Origin of the sequence: Ruminococcus sp. AF31-8BH, from assembly GCF_003460605.1 — a bacterium.
GTDB lineage: Bacteria > Bacillota > Clostridia > Lachnospirales > Lachnospiraceae > Blautia_A > Blautia_A acetigignens.
The window spans coordinates 158,131-177,146 of sequence record NZ_QTVN01000010.1 but is presented as its reverse complement, the minus strand read 5'-3'; the positions used below and the strand labels follow the sequence as shown (position 1 = coordinate 177,146).

Here is a 19,016-nt window from a genome sequence, read left to right as displayed (position 1 = left end):
GCTGTCTGCCCCTTTTGCAGGGAAACAGCGTAAAGAGAGCTCTGGAAAAGAGCTCTCTTCTGCCTTATAAAGAAAAACGAAAGAACAGGGAGAGAACTATGAACGTACCCAATCATATTGCCATCATCCTGGATGGAAACGGACGCTGGGCGAAGGCAAAGGGAATGCCCCGCGGCTATGGACATATAAAAGGCTGCGCCAATCTGGAGCAGGTCTGCTATGATATTAAGGATCTGGGCGTGAAATACCTGACGGTCTACGCTTTTTCCACAGAGAACTGGAAGCGTTCCAGGGAGGAAGTAGACGGTCTGATGAAGCTGTTCCGCAGCTATCTGAAGAAGTGTATTAAGATTTCCAGAGACAATAAGATGAAGATCAAGATCATCGGTGATATTTCTGCTTTTGCACCGGATATCCAGGAGAGCATCCACAAGCTGGAGGAGTTTTCCAAGGATTACGATGAGCTGTATTTCCAGATTGCCATGAATTACGGAAGCCGTGATGAGATCACAAGAGGCATGAAAAAAATGGCCCAGGATGTAGCCGACGGAAAGCTTTCACCGGATGAGGTGACAGAGAGCAGGATTGAAAGCTATCTGGACACAGCAGGCGTGCCGGACCCGGATCTTCTGATCCGCACCAGCGGGGAGCAGCGGCTTTCCAATTTCCTGATGTGGCAGCTGGCCTACACGGAATTTTATTTTACCGATGTGGCATGGCCAGATTTCCACAAACCAGAATTAATACAGGCTATCGAGAAATATAATCAAAGAGACAGAAGATACGGCGGAGTGAAGGAGGAATAACATGTTTAAGACACGACTGTTAAGCGGAATCGTGCTGGTGGCAGTGGCGCTTCTCACCATTATCAGCGGCGGCTACGTGCTGTTCTTCACACTGCTTGGCATTTCCCTGATCGGAATGCAGGAGCTGTATAAGGCCATGAAGGTTCGCACAGATCAGTTTAACGCACTGGAAATTGCAGGATACTTAGGTGCTGTGATCTATTATGTGCTGATGGCAGCAGATTTTGAGAAATATGGAATGATGGGCGTTATTATTGCGTTCATGATCTTTATGTTTGTGTATGTATTTAATTATCCCCGTTTTCATGCCGAGCAGGTAATGCCTGCATTTTTCGGCGTGGTATATGTGGCAGTGATGCTTTCCTTTATTTATCTTACCAGAAACCTGCCGGATGGCAAATTCCTGGTATGGCTGATCTTCCTTTGTTCATGGGGATGTGATACCTGTGCATACTGCGTGGGAATGCTGATCGGCAAGCACAAGATGGCACCTGTTTTAAGCCCGAAGAAATCTGTGGAAGGCGGAATCGGCGGCGTGGCAGGAGCAGCTCTTCTGGGCGTGATCTACGCAGCTGCTACAGGCGGCCCTATGGCAGAGTATGCCCTGATCTGTGCAGTGGGCGCTTTGATTTCTATGGTAGGAGACCTTGCAGCTTCTGCAATTAAGAGAAACCAGGGAATCAAGGACTATGGCAAACTGATTCCGGGACATGGCGGAATTCTGGACCGTTTTGACAGTGTGATCTTTACCGCACCTGCCATTTACTTCCTGGCGAAGCTGGTGCTGGGAATCTGATCCTGGAAACATGGATGCCTTGAGGCGAGGTTTTCCGGAAGTGGTTCATATTGAATTTGAGAGGATATTTACATGAAAAAAATTGCAATTTTAGGCTCTACAGGGTCCATTGGTACCCAGACACTGGATGTGGTAAGAGCCAATGGTGATATTGAAGTGCTGGGAATCAGCGCCGGAAGAAATGTAAAAATGCTGGAAGAGCAGGCAAGGGAGTTTCATCCTAAGCTGATCGCAGTGTGGGATGAAAATGCGGCAAAGGACCTGGCCGTCCGCCTTCAGGATATGGATGTGAAGATCGTATCCGGAATGGATGGGCTTCTGGAGCTTGCCCGTATGCCTGAGACGGACATTTTGGTAACAGCTGTTGTGGGAATGATCGGAATCCGTCCTACTATGGAAGGAATTAAGGCAGGCAAGGACATTGCCCTTGCCAATAAAGAGACTCTTGTAACAGCTGGTCATTTGATCATTCCAATGGCAAAAGAATACGGCGTTCAGATCCTTCCTGTGGACAGTGAGCACAGTGCCATTTTCCAGGCCCTTCACGGGGAAAAAAGAGAGCAGGTGGAGAAGCTTCTGATCACTGCATCCGGCGGTCCTTTCCGCGGAAGAAAAAGAGATGAGTTAAAGAATGTAACTCTTGCGGATACCCTGAAGCACCCCAACTGGGTGATGGGACAGAAGATCACCGTAGATTCTGCTACCCTGGTGAACAAAGGCCTTGAGGTAATGGAAGCCAAGTGGCTGTTTGATGTAGACCTGGATCACATTCAGGTAGTTGTCCAGCCAAAGAGCATTATCCACTCCATGGTGGAGTTTAAAGACGGCGCGGTGATGGCCCAGCTTGGAACTCCGGATATGCGTCTTCCCATCCAGTATGCCCTTTACTATCCGGAGCGCAGATACTTAGAGGGAGAGCGTCTTGATTTCCACAAATTAAAAGAGATCACCTTCGAGGATCCGGATATGGAAACCTTCCTGGGACTTCCTATGGCAATGGACGCTGCCAGGGCAGGAGGCAGCATGCCGACTGTATTTAATGCGGCAAATGAGCTGGCAGTTAAGAAATTTCTGCAGGAAAAGATCGGCTTTCTGGATATTTATGAGATTATCGGACAGTCTATGGACAGACATCAGGTAATCGCAAATCCTGACCTGGACGAGATACTGGCTGTTGAGGCGGAGACTTATAAATGGATCGAAAGCAGGTGGTAGATTGAAAATTATTCTGGCAATTTTGATTTTCAGTGCGATCATTCTTTTTCATGAGCTGGGACATTTCCTTCTGGCAAAGAAAAATAAAATCGTAGTAACAGAGTTTTCTCTTGGAATGGGACCAAGACTTCTCAGTACGGTGAAGAACGGAACCAGGTACTCTCTGAAGCTGTTTCCCATCGGCGGTTCCTGTGCCATGATGGGAGAGGATATGGAGGACGAAGCGCCGGGAACCTTTAACGGAGCGCCTGTATGGGGCAGAATCGCCACAGTTGCGGCAGGACCTGTGTTCAACTTTATCCTGGCATTTGTGATAACAGTGATCATTGTTTCTCTGGTGGGATATGATCCAGCTGAGGTTACCCAGGTGGAAAGCGGTTCTACAGTGGCAGAGGCTGGTCTTCAGGAGGGGGATATCATCAAGGAATATCAGGGGTATCACATAGACCTGGCAAGGGACCTGTATCTTTATATGTACCTGAACAGCGTCCAGGAGGATGAGACCATCCACATGACCGTTGAACGGGATGGGAAAGATGTGGAGCTGTCTTTCAAGCCGGATGTGCAGGTTCGGTATCTTCTTGGCTTTAACCGGAAGAATACGGATTCCCTTGAGGTAGAATCCCTGATCCCGGGAATGGGTCTGTCAGAAACCGGTGTGGAGCCTGGGGATGTGATTACTTCCATCAATGGCACCCGCCTGGAGAATGCAGAGGATTATACCAATTATCTTGCAGATCATCCTCTTACCGGCGAGACTGTGACCATCACCTATGAAAGAGACGGTCTGGAATACACTGCAGATGTAACGCCTAAAGAGTACCGCACTGCGGTTCTGAAATTTTCCTACAACCTTGCCTATACCAAGGCAGAGGGCTTCGGCGTGCTGAAATACGGTGCTCTGGAAGTAAAATATCTGATCCGCTCCACCTTGCTTAGCCTGAAGGAGCTTCTTACAGGAGGTCTTGGGGTGAAGGATCTCAGCGGGCCGGTTGGCGTTGTGGATGCCATCGGAAGCACCTATGAGGAGAGCAAGAGTGAGGGAATGCTGGCAATTTGGGTGAATATGCTGTACATGGCAGCCCTGCTGTCCGCAAACCTTGGGGTTATGAACCTTCTTCCCCTGCCAGCACTGGACGGCGGCCGTCTGGTATTCCTCATCATTGAGGCAGTGCGCAGAAAGCCTGTCAACCGCCAGGTGGAAGGCACCATCCATTTTGCCGGGCTGATGGTACTGATGGTTTTGATGGTTGTGGTCATGTACAATGACATTCTGAAAATATTCTGAAAATAAAGATGCATTTACCACCAGGAGCTGATGCAAACCTTTACGTTTGCACAGCTCCTGGTTTTTTTGTTTTTTGATGGGAGCTTGACAGAATATGAATAACCCTTTATAATAAAATAGTTTTATAATCAAACTAAATGCCAAACTAAATACTATGGAGGGTTTTATTGTGGATAGAGAGTATAAAAGCAGTCTGAAATGTCTTAGAATCGGAGATAAAATTGCAGAGCTTCCCATTATTCAGGGAGGAATGGGAGTCGGAGTCAGCAGAAGCTCTCTGGCTGGGGCTGTAGCGGCCGAAGGAGGCGTAGGGGTTATTTCTACAGCACAGATTGGATACGATGAGGAAGGCTTTGGAAAAGATCCGGCAGCCTGTAATCTTCGCGCAATCCGCAGGCATATTTTAAAAGCCCGTGAGATTGCAAAGGGACGGGGACTGATTGGTGTTAATGTTATGGCAGCATTGAAGCATTACAAAGAACATATACATGAGGCTGTGGCAGCCGGTGCAGATCTTATTATCAGCGGCGCAGGACTTCCTGTAAACCTGCCGGAACTGGTGCCGGAAACCTGCAGAACAAAGATTGCACCAATTGTCTCATCTAAACGTGCAGCACAGCTGATACTGAAAATGTGGGCACACCGTTATAACCGCACGGCAGATCTGATCGTCATTGAAGGACCGGAGGCTGGGGGACATCTGGGCTTTTCCAGGGAGCAGCTGGACCATAGGGCAGATCTGGATTTTGATCAGGAAATCCGAGATATTATTTCCTGTAAAAAAGAGTATGAGGAAAAGTTTTCCAGGGAAATTCCTGTGGTTGTAGCAGGTGGGATTTTTGACCGAAGTGACATTGATCATGTGCTGTCGCTTGGAGCAGATGGCGTGCAGATTGCAAGCCGGTTTGTGGCGACCGAAGAGTGCGACGCAGATGAGCGGTACAAGCAGGCATACATTGATGCAAGGGAAGAAGATATCCAGATTGTACAAAGTCCTGTAGGAATGCCGGGAAGAGCTGTGAGAAATCACTTTGTGGAGACTGTGGAAGCCGGCCGTATTCCTGTGAAAAAATGTTATCACTGCCTGGAAAAGTGTAATCCCGGGCAGGTTCCCTATTGTATTACAAATGCCCTGATTCAGGCTGTGAATGGGGATGTGGAGAATGGTCTGATTTTCTGCGGCTCTAATACAGGCCGGATTCGGGAAATCACTACAGTATCTGCGCTGATGCGGGAGCTGGCAGAAGGCTGAAGTATTCAGAACTAGATGGATGCCATACTAAGGAAACCTTGTTTGGAAAAAAATAACAGGAATCTCTTGAATTGACAGAATACCTGTGGCAAAATATAGAAAAATTCAGGAGGTGCTGTTAATTATGAATTTTATGCATGATATTTTGCCTTATGGCAAATTCGGACGTTCAAGGGCCATTAATGCGGAGAACCCTACAGGGGAAAAAGGCAAGGGAGGAACAGCAGCCAGTAACCTTGGCACAGGAAGGAAGGGAAGTCCCTGCCTTTTGAATCTGCTGCCGGGGAGTACTACAGTTCTTGGTGATATTAAGGGCTGCGGAGTGATCAACCATATCTGGATTACAGTAGATGCCAAAACCTCAGAAGGAGACTGCTTTGTGCTCCGTGATCTGGTTTTGCGGATGACCTGGGATGATGAGGAGCACCCGTCTGTGGAAGTGCCTCTGGGAGACTTCTTCTGTTGTGGTTTTGGAAAAGAGTGCACTGTAAATTCATACTCCATTGCTGTAGTCCCTGCAAGAGGAATGAACAGCTATTTTTCCATGCCATTTACCAAAAGGGCGAAAATTGAACTGATAAATGAACACAAAAATCCTATCCCGGCATTTTTCTATCAGATTGATTACTGTCTGTACGACAGTCTTCCGGATCCTGTTCTGTATTTCCATGCAAAATGGAACCGGGAGTCTGTAACTGAAAAAAAGAAAGATTATACCATTCTGGATGGTGTCCATGGAAGAGGAATTTATGTGGGAACTTACCTTGCTCTGCAGACCTTGGAGAGATATTGGTGGGGCGAAGGCGAAGTGAAATTTTATCTGGACGGAGATGTGGAATTTCCAACAATCTGCGGAACCGGAACAGAGGATTATGTAGGTGGTTCCTGGAGCTTTGCCAAGCAGGAGGACGGCAGAACAGTGGAGCAGACTTATTCTACACCATTTTTAGGTTATCCTTATTATTCAAAACAGGATGAACTGACTTACCACCCCTATTACAACGATGACTGTCCTCCTATGCGAGGCATGTATCGCTTCCATATTCCGGATCCGGTTTATTTTGAGGAAGATATCCGCGTGACCATCCAGCAGATTGGTATGTGCCATAACGGCCTGTTTGAGAGACAGGATGATGTTTCCAGTGTGGCATACTGGTATCAGGAAAAAGGTGGACAAAATGACTACTCCCCGCTTCTGCCCAGGGAAGAGAGATGGCCAAGATAAAAAACTGTATTACAGGCTGCCGCTTCGCAAAAGAGAAATCTTGGCGTAAGCGGCAGTGCTGCGTTGTGCGAAGGCTTTTTACTGAAGCTCGGCGATTCGGGTGACACCTACGTAGACTTCCTGAACTTTGTACCAGGTGGGATAGTCTACGATTCCGGTTTCCGGCAGTCCGAAAATGTTCTGGAATTTTCGCACGCAAGCCTGAGTCTGAGAGCCATATATGCCATCCGGATTTACCTTTGGAAGTGCGGGGTATGCCTGACTGATGGCATTTAACTGCTCCTGGAGCTGTACAACCTTACTTCCTGATGCACCTATATCCAAGTCGTAACCCGGCCAGGAAGAAGGGATGCCGGAAATCTCCTCCGCAACATTGATATACATGTCACTTCCATAAAAATAGCGCAGAATCTCAATAGGGGAATATCCCTGATCTCCAAGGCGCTTACTTCCCCACTGGGTCATCCATCCCCGGTCACGGCATTGCACTCGTTCTCCGTCACAGTATTGTGTAAGAATGGGCTGACGTACATTTGGCCTGGAAAGATAGTTTTCAAACAGTTCATCTACTATGCGGTCAATGGTATTAAAAATATTTCTTCCACGGATCCATTTGTGGTCATAAGCAGTGGAGGAGGTGATGGTATAGTCTTTTCCCTTGTTGCGGTACCACTCTGTGTATACCCGGTTTAGGGTAAAGGACATAATTGCCAGAACATTGGCTCGGATCGTATCGTCGGGCCAGGTGGCGTAGATTTCACTGCTGGCAACATTTTTGATGTAATCCCGGTAGCGCACATAATAGTTGGAGGCGGAATTATCGCCTACGGGTCCGTCGTGAACAACAATATATTCAGGGATAACTACTTTGCTCAGCACGATTTCTCCGGTTTCATTTACTGGCTTGATTTCAGATTCCTGTATTTTGGGCGGATACTCGTAAAAAAGTGTGTGTGGAGGAATGACGACACGGCTGTCGGCGACAGAGCTTTGCCGCGGGTTTAAAAGTACAGGCTGTTTGGCGAGGATAGCCGGAAGGACTTCTGTGCCTGCAATTTCCTCCGAATGGAAATCCTCAGCTTCAATCTGCATGGAATATTCTGCGTAGGGCTGGGCTTCCTCAGTAGCATTTAAGCTGTATTCCAAAGGCGGCGTTTTCAGCTGGAGGACAGGGGTATTGCCGGAAGAATCGGTGCGGACCTCTTCAATCACACTATTGGGATCGCCAGTGTAGGAAATGCGAACCAGTGCATTTTCTACAGGACGGTTGTCGGCTTCAGAGCGCACGGTTATCTGCAAGGTTCCCTGATCTACATTTTCCTGCTGTGCATGTAAGGTTTTTCTGAAATACATGGACGACCTCATAAAATGCTCTTCTGGGTATTATATGCCGGATGTGTGGGAAAGATGAGCTGAGAAAATTCAGGGCTGTTTGTTGGTACGAAGTTCGGTTATAATAGAAACAGAAAATATACGAAAGAAGGGAAAAAATGAAAAATTTAAGAAAACGTGTGGGAAGATTTCTGCTGATGTTTGCAATGCTCTTTGCAGGAATTCTGCTTCCGCAAAATACGAAAGCGGTTTGGGCAGCAGATGGCAGCATGACGGTACATTTTCTGGATGTAGGGCAGGGGTTGTCTGTTCTGGTGGAATCGGAAGGGCAGACTTTGCTGTATGATGGCGGTCCCAGAAGCGCATCCAGCTTTGTGGTATCCTATTTGCAGGAACGGCAGATTTCGGAGATTGATTATCTGATTTCTTCCCATTATGATGAGGACCACGTCAGCGGATTGATTGGATGTTTGAATGCCTTTGATGTGGCAAATGTGATTGGAGCAGACTATGTCCACGATTCCTCGCTGTATGATTCCTTTATGGATGGAGTCGCAGCGCAGGGGCTTACGGTACAGCATCCGGCTGTGGGAACAGAATATGAATTCGGTTCCGGGAAATTTACGATTTTGTCTCCGCAAAATATCAGCAAAGAGAGCAATGCCAATTCTGTGGCAATCAGGCTGACAAATGGGGAAAACAGTTTTATTTTTACCGGGGATGCGGATTACAACAGCGAGGCTGACATGGTATCTTCCGGAATTGACCTTAGCTGTGATGTGTTAAGTGTGGGACATCACGGATCTGCAACATCCACCAGCTGGGATTTTTTGCAGGCGACAGTTCCGGAGTATGCAGTGATCAGCTGCGGCGCAGGAAATATGTACGGACACCCTCATGAAGAGACGATGGAAAAACTGTCCGACATGGGTATCCAGGTGTACCGTACAGATGAACAGGGGACGATTGTAGTTTCTTCTGACGGGAATTCTCTTTCCTGGAATATGGATCCCTGTAATGATTATACTTCCGGGGATGGAAAAAGTCCTGCGGGAGAAAGCGAGACGCAGGGATTTGCCGGGGAACAGTATGATGATCAGGGAGAATCGAATGATACGGATTCCATAGAAGCTGATTCAGCTCAGAACAGCCAGGAAGAGATGGTATGGATCTCTGCTACAGGAAGCAAATACCACAGCATTCCGGACTGTGGTAATATGAACCCGGATAAGGCCTATCAGGAGCCTCTTTCCCAGGCAGAGGCCCAAGGGTATGAAGCCTGTAAGAAGTGTTTCTGAAAAAGCTTTTTATGAAAATTGAACAGACCTTATACCAGAGCCTGTTTCAAACACGCTCTGGAGCCTTTTTTTAATCGGCTCTAAGGCCAGGGATATGTATGCAGAACTGGTCAGGATGCTATTACAGTTTTTTCAAGGTTGTCAACCCGCATTTCCAGGTTGGCAACCTTTTCGCGTGTTTCAGCGTTTTCCTGACGGTGACGTATTTCATCAACGCGGGAATCGAAGAGGACGCTGATCTTGCGGTTGGTTTCGTTTTCCAGCGTTAAGTGGATCTTGTGTACAGAGTCGTCAAGGGTATCCATCCTGGATTCCAGCTTATCTACTTTGGATTCCAGTTTATCTACTTTGGATTCCAGCTTATCTACTTTGGATTCCAGTTTATCCATCCTGGATTCCAGCTTATCTACTTTGGATTCCAGTTTATCCATCCTGGATTCCAGCTTATCTACTTTGGATTCCAGTTTATCCATCCTGGATTCCAGTCTATCCATTCTGGATTCCAGCTTAGCTACATCAGAGCGCAGCTCAACCATTTGGGACTTCAGTATAGTTACGTCGGACTTCAGCTCATTCACATCAAAACGCAGTTCATTCATTCCTACCTGCAAGGTGATAACATTCTGGTTAATGTTAAGAAGAACATCTTTTAATTCGGGATCGATCATGGGAAATACACCTCCTTTTAGAAAAATACATTTCAGATACGAAATATTGTTTAGATATACTATATCACAGCCAAAGTATAAAGTCTATTCAATTTTCATAAAAGTCTGGAACATAAAACGAAAACAGAATTCATTTTCAGATTGGAATAAAGATTTTTCAGATGTTCAGACAAGTATATTCCATAGCTGGCGAAAAAGCAACTGCTTTTTGTAAAAATCTTATCCTTAATTTTTTCCATGATATTTCGGATTATCCCTTTTTTATTTGTTGAAATTCTGGTATACTGAAGTGTATGTTTAGTGACAGAAACGAAAAGAAAAATGGTTTCTGACATGTATTGTTTAAAAGAACGTAAGAAATGTAGAATAAATTGGTGGTGTAGAATTAGTGAGTGAACAGAAACGAGTAATTTTCACAAAGGAGGAATTGGCTGCTAAGGTGAAGGTTCCGGCTATTGTGGAACAGGATCTGAAGCGCATTATCAGTGACCGTCTGGAGCAGTGCGGCTTATATTACAGGGTTTTTTCCAGGATTAAGACCGCATCCTCCATGGCTCATAAATTTGCCCTGAAGGATTATGGCGCAGAGAATAAGAAGCTTCAGGATCTGGTGGGTGTCCGGATCAATCTGTACTTTGATGATGATGTGGAGATTTGCCAGAATATTGTGGAGAATACCTTTGATGTGATCGGATGGTCCACTTCCGAGCGCAGTGAGGAGGAGTTTAAGCCCACCAAGCTAAACGGTGTGTGCAGGCTTCCTGAATATTTAAGATCTGAGATTTCCCCGGAGACATGGGATATGTATATTGATGATACCTTTGAAATCCAGATCAAGACCATGTTTTTCGAAGGCTGGCATGAGATTGAGCATGACATGCGGTACAAGGGAGAAGAGCTGTGGAAGAACTACAAGGGATTTTCCCGGTATTTTAACAGCATTCTGGCGACGTTGGAGCTTTGTGATAAATCCATGGTAACCCTGTTTGAGGATCTTGGACATTCCCTTTACAAATCCGGAAGATGGAGCGATATGATCAAGAGCCATTTTCGTTTGAAGCTTGGAGAGGGACAGCTCTATCCTGAGGTGGCACAGCTTCTGGATGAGGACTGTAATCTGCAGGTGGAGAATCTGGCCAAGCGTATTTACAAGACCAGCAAGCAGACTCTGGTGGATCAGCTGCTTCACCGCAGCCGCAAGGTGCCGATCAATGTAAATACCATTATTGCGCTGTTAAACGACAGCCAGTTTCATGACAGCCGCTTAAGTGCTATTTTTAAGGAACGTGACGTATACAATGATGGCCGTGAGGAAAGCCTTGGAGAGTCCTGGCATTACGAAATGAAGCCGCTGATTCGGCACAATGTATTCCAGATGTGCACAAAGGTAGACGGAAGCCGTCTGAAGGAGGGAACTTCTGCTTCTGCTTCCGAGATTTTCCAGCAGGCAGCAGACGGCATTTACAGCTGGATCGTGGGCAAATATGGCGTTTTGTTTAAAGGAATGCCCCAGAAGACCAGCACCTATCATGCGGATATTCTGGCCTATCATGTAGCTGTGAATTATGATCCTGCCAATCGCCGTCTGAATATGCACGTAAGGCATATGGATATGGAGGTGGGCGGCCGCATCTGGTATTCAGAGGCAGGACTTGAGGTTTCCAGGCAGGAAGAAGTCATCTTGAAGGTTTGCAACGGATATGCGCAGCCGGAGCGGGAGCATACCATTCAGGATCCGGGGGTTACATTTTTCAGCTATCCAGGATATTACAAGACAATTGTTGACAATATCGGAATTGTCAATGGAACCGAGTGCTCCAACAGACGCCGCATTATAAGAGAGGAAATGTTTGGAAACCTTCTTACGGCACTGAAAGATCCGGAACGGTTATTCCCTATAGTGGTGATCGTATCCAGAGAGACCCAGGACGGAATGATGGACGAGGACTGGCTTGGACAGTTCCGCGTGTCTGATTTTACAAGAACGGTATGGCGCTATTCCCATGTGTTTACGGCGCATGAATCTGTGGGCAAGAAGTTCTTAAGGCTGGCAGGCATTGATCTTCGCCAGATTGATGACATTCCGCGGCTGTATATTTTCTGGCCAGGCGGGGATGTGGATGACTATGGTCCTGAGGATGTGACCAACTGCAGCTTTGGCCGTCACTTGGAAGCAAGAGGGGATGCGCGTACTTATGACATTGTCCGCGGCGGACAGGCTTTTTATCATAAGATCGTTACGGATTTAAGAGAGTGGAATATTTCCGCGGATATGTGGGAAGGCTTTAAGCTGGAGACGGTGACGGAACTGCCGAAGTAAGGAAAATTTTTCTAAGATAAAAAGAATACCATCCGTAATTTGCACCTGGTTAAAACAGGAAACAAATTATGGGTGGTATTTTATTATGAAAGTTCCAGAAGGTGTCCAAGAATAAGCCATGCCTGCATGATCGAAAGCCTGTGAGTAAGCATGGCAACCCGGATTACGAATGCGGTCGACAGCTGCGAGGGCATCCATAGGCGTGCAATAGTTATGCTTTATAAATTATGATGTCGTCTACGGCAGGCAACATGTCCGTTTTGTATGAAATTAAAAAAGACCTGCAAAACAGGCATGTTGCAGGCCATTAACATTTCTTGAATAAAATAAAAAATGCGGAAGATGGGACTTGAACCCACACGAGCGCAATGCTCACAAGATCCTTAGTCTTGCTCGTCTGCCAGTTCCGACACTTCCGCATATCGCATTTCGTAGAGATCAGAAATCTCTGCGCGATCAAATATTTAATTGTACATGCGGAAGATGGGACTTGAACCCACACAAGCGCAATGCTTACAAGATCCTTAGTCTTGCTCGTCTGCCAGTTCCGACACTTCCGCATATCGCACTTCATAGAGATCAATCTCTGTGCGATTAAATATTTATCATACTACCTTAAGTAGTACATGCGGAAGATGGGACTTGAACCCACACGAGCGCAATGCTCACAAGATCCTTAGTCTTGCTCGTCTGCCAGTTCCGACACTTCCGCATATCGCGTTTCTCATGGAGAATTGTTTCTTTCTCGCTGCGACGGATATTAGTATAACAAAGGGGTATGGGATTGTCAACACATTTTTTGAAAAAAATTTAAAAATTTTATTTTCTTTTTGAAAAAAAGAGGAATTTGAAATTTTGTGTAGAATATAATTAATAGGAGGAAGATTATCAATACACCTGTCAGTCTTTGGAGGATAGTGAATCTATGAATATCAGAGAGAGCATGGAAGAAAGAGAACTGGAGCTGCTCTGCCCTTATGCGGCGTACAGCGGCAAGTCCAGGGGAAGAGACCGCGAGGAGGAAGAGTGCGATGTGCGCACTGTGTATCAGCGGGACCGTGACAGGATTCTGCACAGCAAGGCTTTTCGCAGAATGAAGGATAAGACACAGGTGTTTCTGGCACCGGAGGGAGATCATTACAGGAACCGGCTTACCCACACATTAGAGGTTTCCCAGATCGCTCGTACCATAGCCAAGGCGCTGCGTCTGAATGAAGACTTGGTGGAAGCCATAGCCTTAGGCCACGATCTTGGACATACTCCATTCGGACACTCAGGAGAGACTGCACTGAACCAGGTACATCCCGGCGGCTTTGCCCACTATCAGCAGAGCATCCGTGTGGTGGAGGTACTGGAGAAGAACGGAGAGGGGCTGAACCTTACCTGGGAGACTAAGGACGGAATCCTGAACCATCGTACCAGCGGCAGTCCGTCTACACTGGAAGGACAGGTGGTACGCTTTTCCGATAAGATCGCATATGTCCACCATGACATGGACGATGCCCAGAGAGCCGGAATTATCACGGAGACGGATATTTCATCAGGCCTCAGGGAGTTTCTGGGACAGACCACAAGAGAGAGGCTGAACACCTTTGTCCATGATGTGATCGAGAACAGCATGGATAAGCCGTCCATACAGATGTCTCCAGCTGTGGAGCAGGCACTGATGGATTTGCGCCAGGAGATGTTCCAGAAGGTATATCTGAATCCCATAGCGAAAAAGGAAGAGTCCAAGGCTATCAAAATGCTGACGGAACTTTACCAGTATTACATAGACCATCCGGAGGCCATGTCCAGGGAGTACCTTGCCCTGATCGAGAAAAGGGGCGTGCCCAAAAGCAGGGCGGTATGTGACTGGCTGTCAGGCATGACGGATCAGTACTCTATGAAGAAATTCAAGGAGATCTTTATCCCGAGAGCCTGGGAGGTATATTAGAAGTTACTGTTCACTGGTAATGTTCCGCGAGGTGTTTTACTATGAAAGTCCCAGACGGCAGCCAAGAATGAGCCATGCTTGCATGAGCGAATTCTTGGATATCGGATGGGCTAGACCGTATGAGTAAGTAGGGCGATAGCCCGGATTACGAATGCGGTCGGCAGCTGTGGGAGCGCCCATAGGCGCGGAACAGCTGACTTTCATATATGGTGATGTCGCCGGCAGGCGACATGTCCGTTTGGTGAACAAAGTTCACAGAAAACCCGAGAAGTGCGGCGCGAAATCATGCAAAGCATGATTTCTGTGCATCGCGAAGCGTGTTATTGGGCACGAAGTGAACAGTAACTATTAGAAACAGAAATGGAGGATAAGCATGCGTTATTCTGACGATATCATTGAAGAAGTACGTATGAAAAATGATATTGTAGATGTGATATCCCAGTATGTGAGACTGACCAGAAAGGGAAGCTCCTATTTTGGTCTGTGTCCTTTTCATAATGAGAAGACGCCGTCCTTCTCCGTAACCCCGTCCAAGCAGATGTATTACTGCTTCGGCTGCGGAGCAGGAGGAAATGTATATAATTTTGTAATGCAGTACGAGAATTATTCCTTTGGAGAAGCCCTTTCCCATCTGGCAGAGCGTGCCGGCGTGGAGCTTCCCAAGATCGAATATTCCCAGGCTGCCAGGGCGAAGGCCGAGAAGCGGGCCACCCTGCTTGAGATCAACAAGAAGGCAGCCCAGTATTTTTACTACCAGCTGCGCCGTGAAAACGGCAAAACCGCTCACGACTATCTGACAGGCAGAGGCCTGAGCGAGGAAATGATTAAGAAATTTGGTCTTGGCTATTCGGACAAATACAGTGATGACCTGTACAAATATCTGAAAGCCCAGAATTACACTGACGATCTGCTGCGGGAATCCGGACTGTTTAATGTGGATGAGCGGCAGGGGATGTACGACAAGTTTTGGAACCGTGTTATTTTCCCCATTATGGATGTAAATAACCGTGTGATCGGATTTGGAGGACGTGTGATGGGTGACGGCAAGCCCAAGTATCTGAACTCCCCGGAGACCCAGATCTTTGATAAGAGCCGTAATCTTTACGGACTGAATATTGCAAGGACCACCAGAAAGAATTACCTGATCCTGTGCGAGGGCTATATGGACGTAATCTCTATGCACCAGGCAGGTTTTACCAATGCGGTAGCCTCCCTTGGAACAGCTCTTACGTCCGGCCATGCAAGCCTGGTGAAGCGTTACACCCAGGAAGTGCTGCTGTTATACGACAGTGATGAAGCTGGAGTAAAGGCTGCGCTGCGAGCCATTCCCATTCTTCGGGAAGCCGGGGTGAATTCCAGAGTGGTGAACCTGCGGCCCCATAAGGACCCCGATGAATTTATTAAGACCGAAGGGGCAGAAGCCTTTGAAAAAAGGCTGGAGGCAGCCATGGACAGCTTTATGTTCCGGGTAAGCATTGCGGCAGGAGAGTTTCCCATGGAGGAGCCTCAGGGACAGAACCGGTTCTTTGACCGGTGCGCCCAGTATCTTCTGGAGCTTTCCGATGAGCTGGAGCGGAACCTTTACATTGAAGCAATCGTGAAGGAATACCGCAGATACGGAATCAGTGTGGAGAACCTGCGCAAGCGTGTGAATTCCCTTGCCATGAAGGGAACTCCCGCAGAGAAGCGGATCCAGCCCAAATCAGGAGACCCGGCAGTCCGGAAGAAGGAAAGTGCAGGGGAAAAATCCCAGAAGCTGATGCTTACTTGGCTTGTCACCTATCCGGGAATTTTTGAGACAGTAGAGAAATATCTGACGCCTTCGGATTTCGTGGTTCCTCTTTATAAAGAAGTGGCAGAGATGCTCTGGAATCAGCGAAAGGAAGGGGATGTGAATCCAGCCAGACTTTTGAATGCATTTACAGACAGCGACGAACAAAAAGAAGTGGCGTCCCTGTTTAATGCCACTATCCATCTTGAGACCAGGGAAGAGCAGGAGAGAGCTTTCTCAGACGCTCTTCTTCGAATCAAGCAGGAGAGCCTGGCTAAGAAAAATGAAAACTGGGATCCGACAGACATGGCAGCCCTGCAGGAGCTTGTGCAGGCCAAGAAAAATCTGGAGGATCTTGGAAGAAAAAGGCAGCAATTGCATATTTCTTTTGAATAAGGATAAAATATTAACACTATATGGAGGTTAGAGTACCTATGGAAATGAATATGGGCAAATTCAGTGAGAAACTGGTGGAGCTTCTGGAACTTGCAAAAAAGAAGAAAAATGTACTGGAATATCAGGAGATCAGTGACTTCTTCAAGGACCAGCCCCTGGATGCGGAACAGATGGACAAGATTTTTGACTTTCTGGAAGCAAGCGGCGTGGATGTGCTTCGAATCACAGACAATGGCGCAGACGATCTGATGCTGGATGATGATATGGATATTGATGGCCTGGACGATGAGGAAGAGGTAGAACTGGACAAGATCGACCTTTCCGTTCCGGAAGGCGTAAGCATTGAAGACCCGGTTCGTATGTATCTGAAAGAGATCGGTAAGGTTCCCCTTCTTTCCGCTGAGGAGGAGATTGAGCTTGCCAAGAGAATGGAGCAGGGAGATGAGAATGCCAAGAAACGTCTGGCAGAGGCCAACCTTCGTCTTGTTGTCAGCATTGCAAAGCGTTATGTAGGACGCGGAATGCTGTTCCTGGATCTGATCCAGGAAGGTAACCTTGGCCTGATCAAGGCAGTTGAGAAATTTGATTACCGCAAGGGATACAAGTTCAGTACCTATGCAACATGGTGGATCCGTCAGGCCATCACAAGAGCCATCGCAGACCAGGCACGTACCATCCGTATTCCGGTGCATATGGTTGAGACCATCAACAAGCTGATCCGCGTTTCCAGACAGCTGCTCCAGGAGCTTGGACGTGAACCTACCCCGGAGGAAATTGCAGAGGAGATGGACATGCCGGTTGACCGTGTGCGTGAGATCCTGAAGATTTCCCAGGAGCCGGTTTCCCTTGAGACCCCTATCGGTGAGGAAGAGGACAGCCATCTTGGCGATTTCATCCAGGATGACAATGTTCCAGTTCCGGCTGACGCAGCTGCCTTCACACTTCTGAAGGAACAGCTTGTGGAAGTTCTTGGAACTCTTACCGAGAGAGAGCAGAAGGTGCTTCGTCTTCGTTTCGGACTGGACGACGGACGTGCCAGAACCCTTGAGGAAGTTGGTAAGGAATTCAACGTTACCAGAGAGCGTATCCGCCAGATCGAGGCAAAGGCCCTTCGTAAGCTCCGTCACCCAAGCCGCAGCCGCAAGCTGAAGGATTATCTGGATTAAGGAGAGGGACATGCAGTTATCCTTACGGTTGTCTGCAATCGCAGATATGGTAACAACAGGGAACAGGCTGGTAGATGTGGGATGCGACCACGGATATCTGCCAGTGTACCTGATACAGCAGAAAAAAATTCCATCGGCCATTGCAATGGATGTACGAAAAGGCCCTCTTTCCAGGGCGAAGGAGCATATCCGGCAGTATGGTCTGGAGGAGTACATACAGACCCGGCTGTCAGATGGGCTTGAGAATCTGAAGGCCGGGGAGGGGGACACTCTTGTAATCGCAGGAATGGGAGGTCCTCTTATGGAAAGAATTCTCACGGACGGCCAGTCTGTGAGAGATTCTTTTTCTGAGATGATTTTGCAGCCCCAGTCGGATATTCCCCATTTTCGCAGATTTATCCAGTCACAGGGGTTTCAGATCGTGGAAGAAAAAATGGTGGAGGAAGAGGGTAAATTTTATCCTATGATGCGTGTGGTGAGGACATGTCCGGAAGGTGATGGGAATGAGAATCTGGTTTCGGAAGCGGCGCCCTACACCTTGGAGGAAGCTTTTGGGAAATTTCTTTTGAAGGAGCATAATCCAGTTCTTTACCGCTATCTTTTAAGAGAGGAACGAATCCGTGCAGATATTTTAAAGCAGCTTCAGGCTGCGCCTCAGGCGGAGGCAGTGACGGCACGCATCCGGGAAGTAAAGGAGGAAGCGCAGCTGATTAAGGCAGCGCTGGCAGAATATGAAAGTAAATGAACTGACAGGCTGGCTGGATGAACATTTTCCGGCAGCTGCGGCAGAGGACTGGGACAATGTGGGACTTCTTACAGGGGATGATGAAAGGGAAGTGCACCATGTTTTTCTGGCCCTCGACCTGACAGATGAAACGCTTGAGGAAGCCATAGAGGCAGGGGCAGACATGATCGTCACCCACCATCCTATGATTTTTTCAGGCATTAAGAAAATCAACAACCACAGCTTTACAGGACGCAGGATCCTAAAGCTGGTGCGTGAGGGAATCTCCTATTATGCCATGCATACCAACTATGACATTCTTGGAATGGCTGATTTAAGTGCCGGATATCTGGAATTATCAGAGACAAAGGTGCTCTCTGCCACCGGTGAGATGGATGGGGAGACCATTGGATTTGGCCGCGTTGGCAAAATTCCTGCGAAGATGACGCTGAAGGAATATGCGCTTCTGGTGAAAAAGAATCTGAAACTGGCAGATGTGAAGGTATACGGCAATCTGGATCAGATGGTGGAGACTGCAGCAGTTTGTACCGGATCCGGGAAAAGCATGATTTCCGATGTGCTGGCTGCCGGGGCTGATGTGTATGTGACCGGGGATATTGACCACCATACCGGAATTGATACCGTTGCCCAGGGGCTTTGCATCATTGATGCGGGGCATTACGGCACAGAATACATTTTCATGGAAGACATGAAGGAACGGCTTGAGAAGGCCTTTCCGGAACTGAAATTCACCTGCGCGAAGGTGAAGAGTCCTTATACAATATTGTAACGAGATTGCGGGAGCCGCATAGCGGCGGAGCAA

Annotated in this window: 15 protein-coding genes and 3 tRNA genes; 13 read left to right on the top strand and 5 right to left on the bottom strand. The window is 47.5% G+C overall.

Annotation, left to right across the window (positions count from 1 at the left end):
- The first annotated feature begins 59 nt into the window (after window positions 1–59).
- From DWZ38_RS13910 to DWZ38_RS13885, 6 genes are all read left to right on the top strand, one after another.
- Window positions 60–806 (top strand): isoprenyl transferase, encoded by a 747-nt coding sequence (locus DWZ38_RS13910; protein ID WP_262579786.1) that lies wholly within the window; start codon window positions 60–62, stop codon window positions 804–806.
- 1 nt (window position 807) lies between these two features.
- Window positions 808–1,602, top strand: a complete 795-nt coding sequence (locus DWZ38_RS13905; RefSeq protein ID WP_021926579.1) for a phosphatidate cytidylyltransferase — start codon at window positions 808–810, stop codon at window positions 1,600–1,602.
- A 72-nt stretch (window positions 1,603–1,674) separates the two neighbouring features.
- The gene (dxr, locus tag DWZ38_RS13900) at window positions 1,675–2,817 is read left to right on the top strand and encodes a 1-deoxy-D-xylulose-5-phosphate reductoisomerase (protein ID WP_021926578.1); all 1,143 of its coding nucleotides are present in this window, start codon (window positions 1,675–1,677) and stop codon (window positions 2,815–2,817) included.
- A 1-nt stretch (window position 2,818) separates the two neighbouring features.
- The gene (rseP, locus tag DWZ38_RS13895) at window positions 2,819–4,105 is read left to right on the top strand and encodes an RIP metalloprotease RseP (RefSeq protein ID WP_021926577.1); all 1,287 of its coding nucleotides are present in this window, start codon (window positions 2,819–2,821) and stop codon (window positions 4,103–4,105) included.
- Window positions 4,106–4,274: 169 nt separating this feature from the next.
- Window positions 4,275–5,357: a nitronate monooxygenase family protein gene (locus tag DWZ38_RS13890; RefSeq protein WP_262579777.1), complete on the top strand. Its 1,083-nt coding sequence runs from the start codon at window positions 4,275–4,277 to the stop codon at window positions 5,355–5,357.
- Window positions 5,358–5,481: 124 nt separating this feature from the next.
- Complete coding sequence (locus DWZ38_RS13885; RefSeq protein WP_021926575.1) at window positions 5,482–6,582, top strand: glycoside hydrolase family 172 protein; 1,101 nt, start codon at window positions 5,482–5,484, stop codon at window positions 6,580–6,582.
- A gap of 78 nt (window positions 6,583–6,660) precedes the next feature.
- Here the strand turns inward: DWZ38_RS13885 and DWZ38_RS13880 are convergent, their stop codons facing one another.
- The gene (locus tag DWZ38_RS13880; RefSeq protein ID WP_021926574.1) at window positions 6,661–7,935 is read right to left on the bottom strand and encodes a peptidoglycan-binding domain-containing protein; all 1,275 of its coding nucleotides are present in this window, start codon (window positions 7,933–7,935) and stop codon (window positions 6,661–6,663) included.
- Window positions 7,936–8,072: 137 nt separating this feature from the next.
- Between DWZ38_RS13880 and DWZ38_RS13875 the strand changes: the two genes are divergently transcribed.
- The gene (locus DWZ38_RS13875; RefSeq protein WP_021926573.1) at window positions 8,073–9,212 is read left to right on the top strand and encodes a ComEC/Rec2 family competence protein; all 1,140 of its coding nucleotides are present in this window, start codon (window positions 8,073–8,075) and stop codon (window positions 9,210–9,212) included.
- Between the two features lie 110 nt (window positions 9,213–9,322).
- On the opposite strand, the gene DWZ38_RS13870 is transcribed toward DWZ38_RS13875, so the two are convergent.
- On the bottom strand, window positions 9,323–9,880 hold the full coding sequence (locus DWZ38_RS13870; protein WP_117853496.1) for a DUF16 domain-containing protein: 558 nt from the start codon (window positions 9,878–9,880) through the stop codon (window positions 9,323–9,325).
- Between the two features lie 388 nt (window positions 9,881–10,268).
- On the opposite strand from DWZ38_RS13870, the gene DWZ38_RS13860 reads away from it, so the two are divergent.
- A complete protein-coding gene (locus DWZ38_RS13860) occupies window positions 10,269–12,200 on the top strand; it encodes a hypothetical protein (RefSeq protein WP_021926571.1) in 1,932 nt (643 codons plus the stop codon).
- A 334-nt stretch (window positions 12,201–12,534) separates the two neighbouring features.
- Here DWZ38_RS13860 and DWZ38_RS13855 read toward each other — a convergent pair.
- The 3 genes from DWZ38_RS13855 to DWZ38_RS13845 all read right to left on the bottom strand — a co-directional run bounded on the left by DWZ38_RS13855 (window position 12,535) and on the right by DWZ38_RS13845 (window position 12,912).
- Window positions 12,535–12,619: transfer RNA gene (locus tag DWZ38_RS13855), tRNA-Leu, on the bottom strand.
- A gap of 56 nt (window positions 12,620–12,675) precedes the next feature.
- Window positions 12,676–12,760: transfer RNA gene (locus DWZ38_RS13850), tRNA-Leu, on the bottom strand.
- A gap of 67 nt (window positions 12,761–12,827) precedes the next feature.
- Window positions 12,828–12,912 (bottom strand) — tRNA-Leu (locus DWZ38_RS13845).
- Between the two features lie 213 nt (window positions 12,913–13,125).
- On the opposite strand from DWZ38_RS13845, the gene DWZ38_RS13840 reads away from it, so the two are divergent.
- From DWZ38_RS13840 to DWZ38_RS13820, 5 genes are all read left to right on the top strand, one after another.
- Window positions 13,126–14,136, top strand: coding sequence for a deoxyguanosinetriphosphate triphosphohydrolase (locus DWZ38_RS13840; RefSeq protein ID WP_021926570.1), 1,011 nt, complete (start codon window positions 13,126–13,128; stop codon window positions 14,134–14,136).
- A 373-nt stretch (window positions 14,137–14,509) separates the two neighbouring features.
- Window positions 14,510–16,303 carry a DNA primase gene (gene dnaG / locus DWZ38_RS13835; RefSeq protein ID WP_021924995.1) on the top strand — a complete coding sequence of 598 codons (1,794 nt, stop codon included), beginning with the start codon at window positions 14,510–14,512 and terminating at the stop codon, window positions 16,301–16,303.
- 38 nt (window positions 16,304–16,341) lie between these two features.
- Window positions 16,342–17,469, top strand: coding sequence for an RNA polymerase sigma factor RpoD (rpoD, locus tag DWZ38_RS13830; RefSeq protein ID WP_117853489.1), 1,128 nt, complete (start codon window positions 16,342–16,344; stop codon window positions 17,467–17,469).
- A gap of 10 nt (window positions 17,470–17,479) precedes the next feature.
- Window positions 17,480–18,214: a class I SAM-dependent methyltransferase gene (locus DWZ38_RS13825; RefSeq protein ID WP_021924993.1), complete on the top strand. Its 735-nt coding sequence runs from the start codon at window positions 17,480–17,482 to the stop codon at window positions 18,212–18,214.
- Window positions 18,201–18,983: a Nif3-like dinuclear metal center hexameric protein gene (locus DWZ38_RS13820; RefSeq protein ID WP_021924992.1), complete on the top strand. Its 783-nt coding sequence runs from the start codon at window positions 18,201–18,203 to the stop codon at window positions 18,981–18,983. Before DWZ38_RS13825 ends, DWZ38_RS13820 begins: the two co-directional genes overlap by 14 nt.
- Window positions 18,984–19,016: the final 33 nt, after the last annotated feature.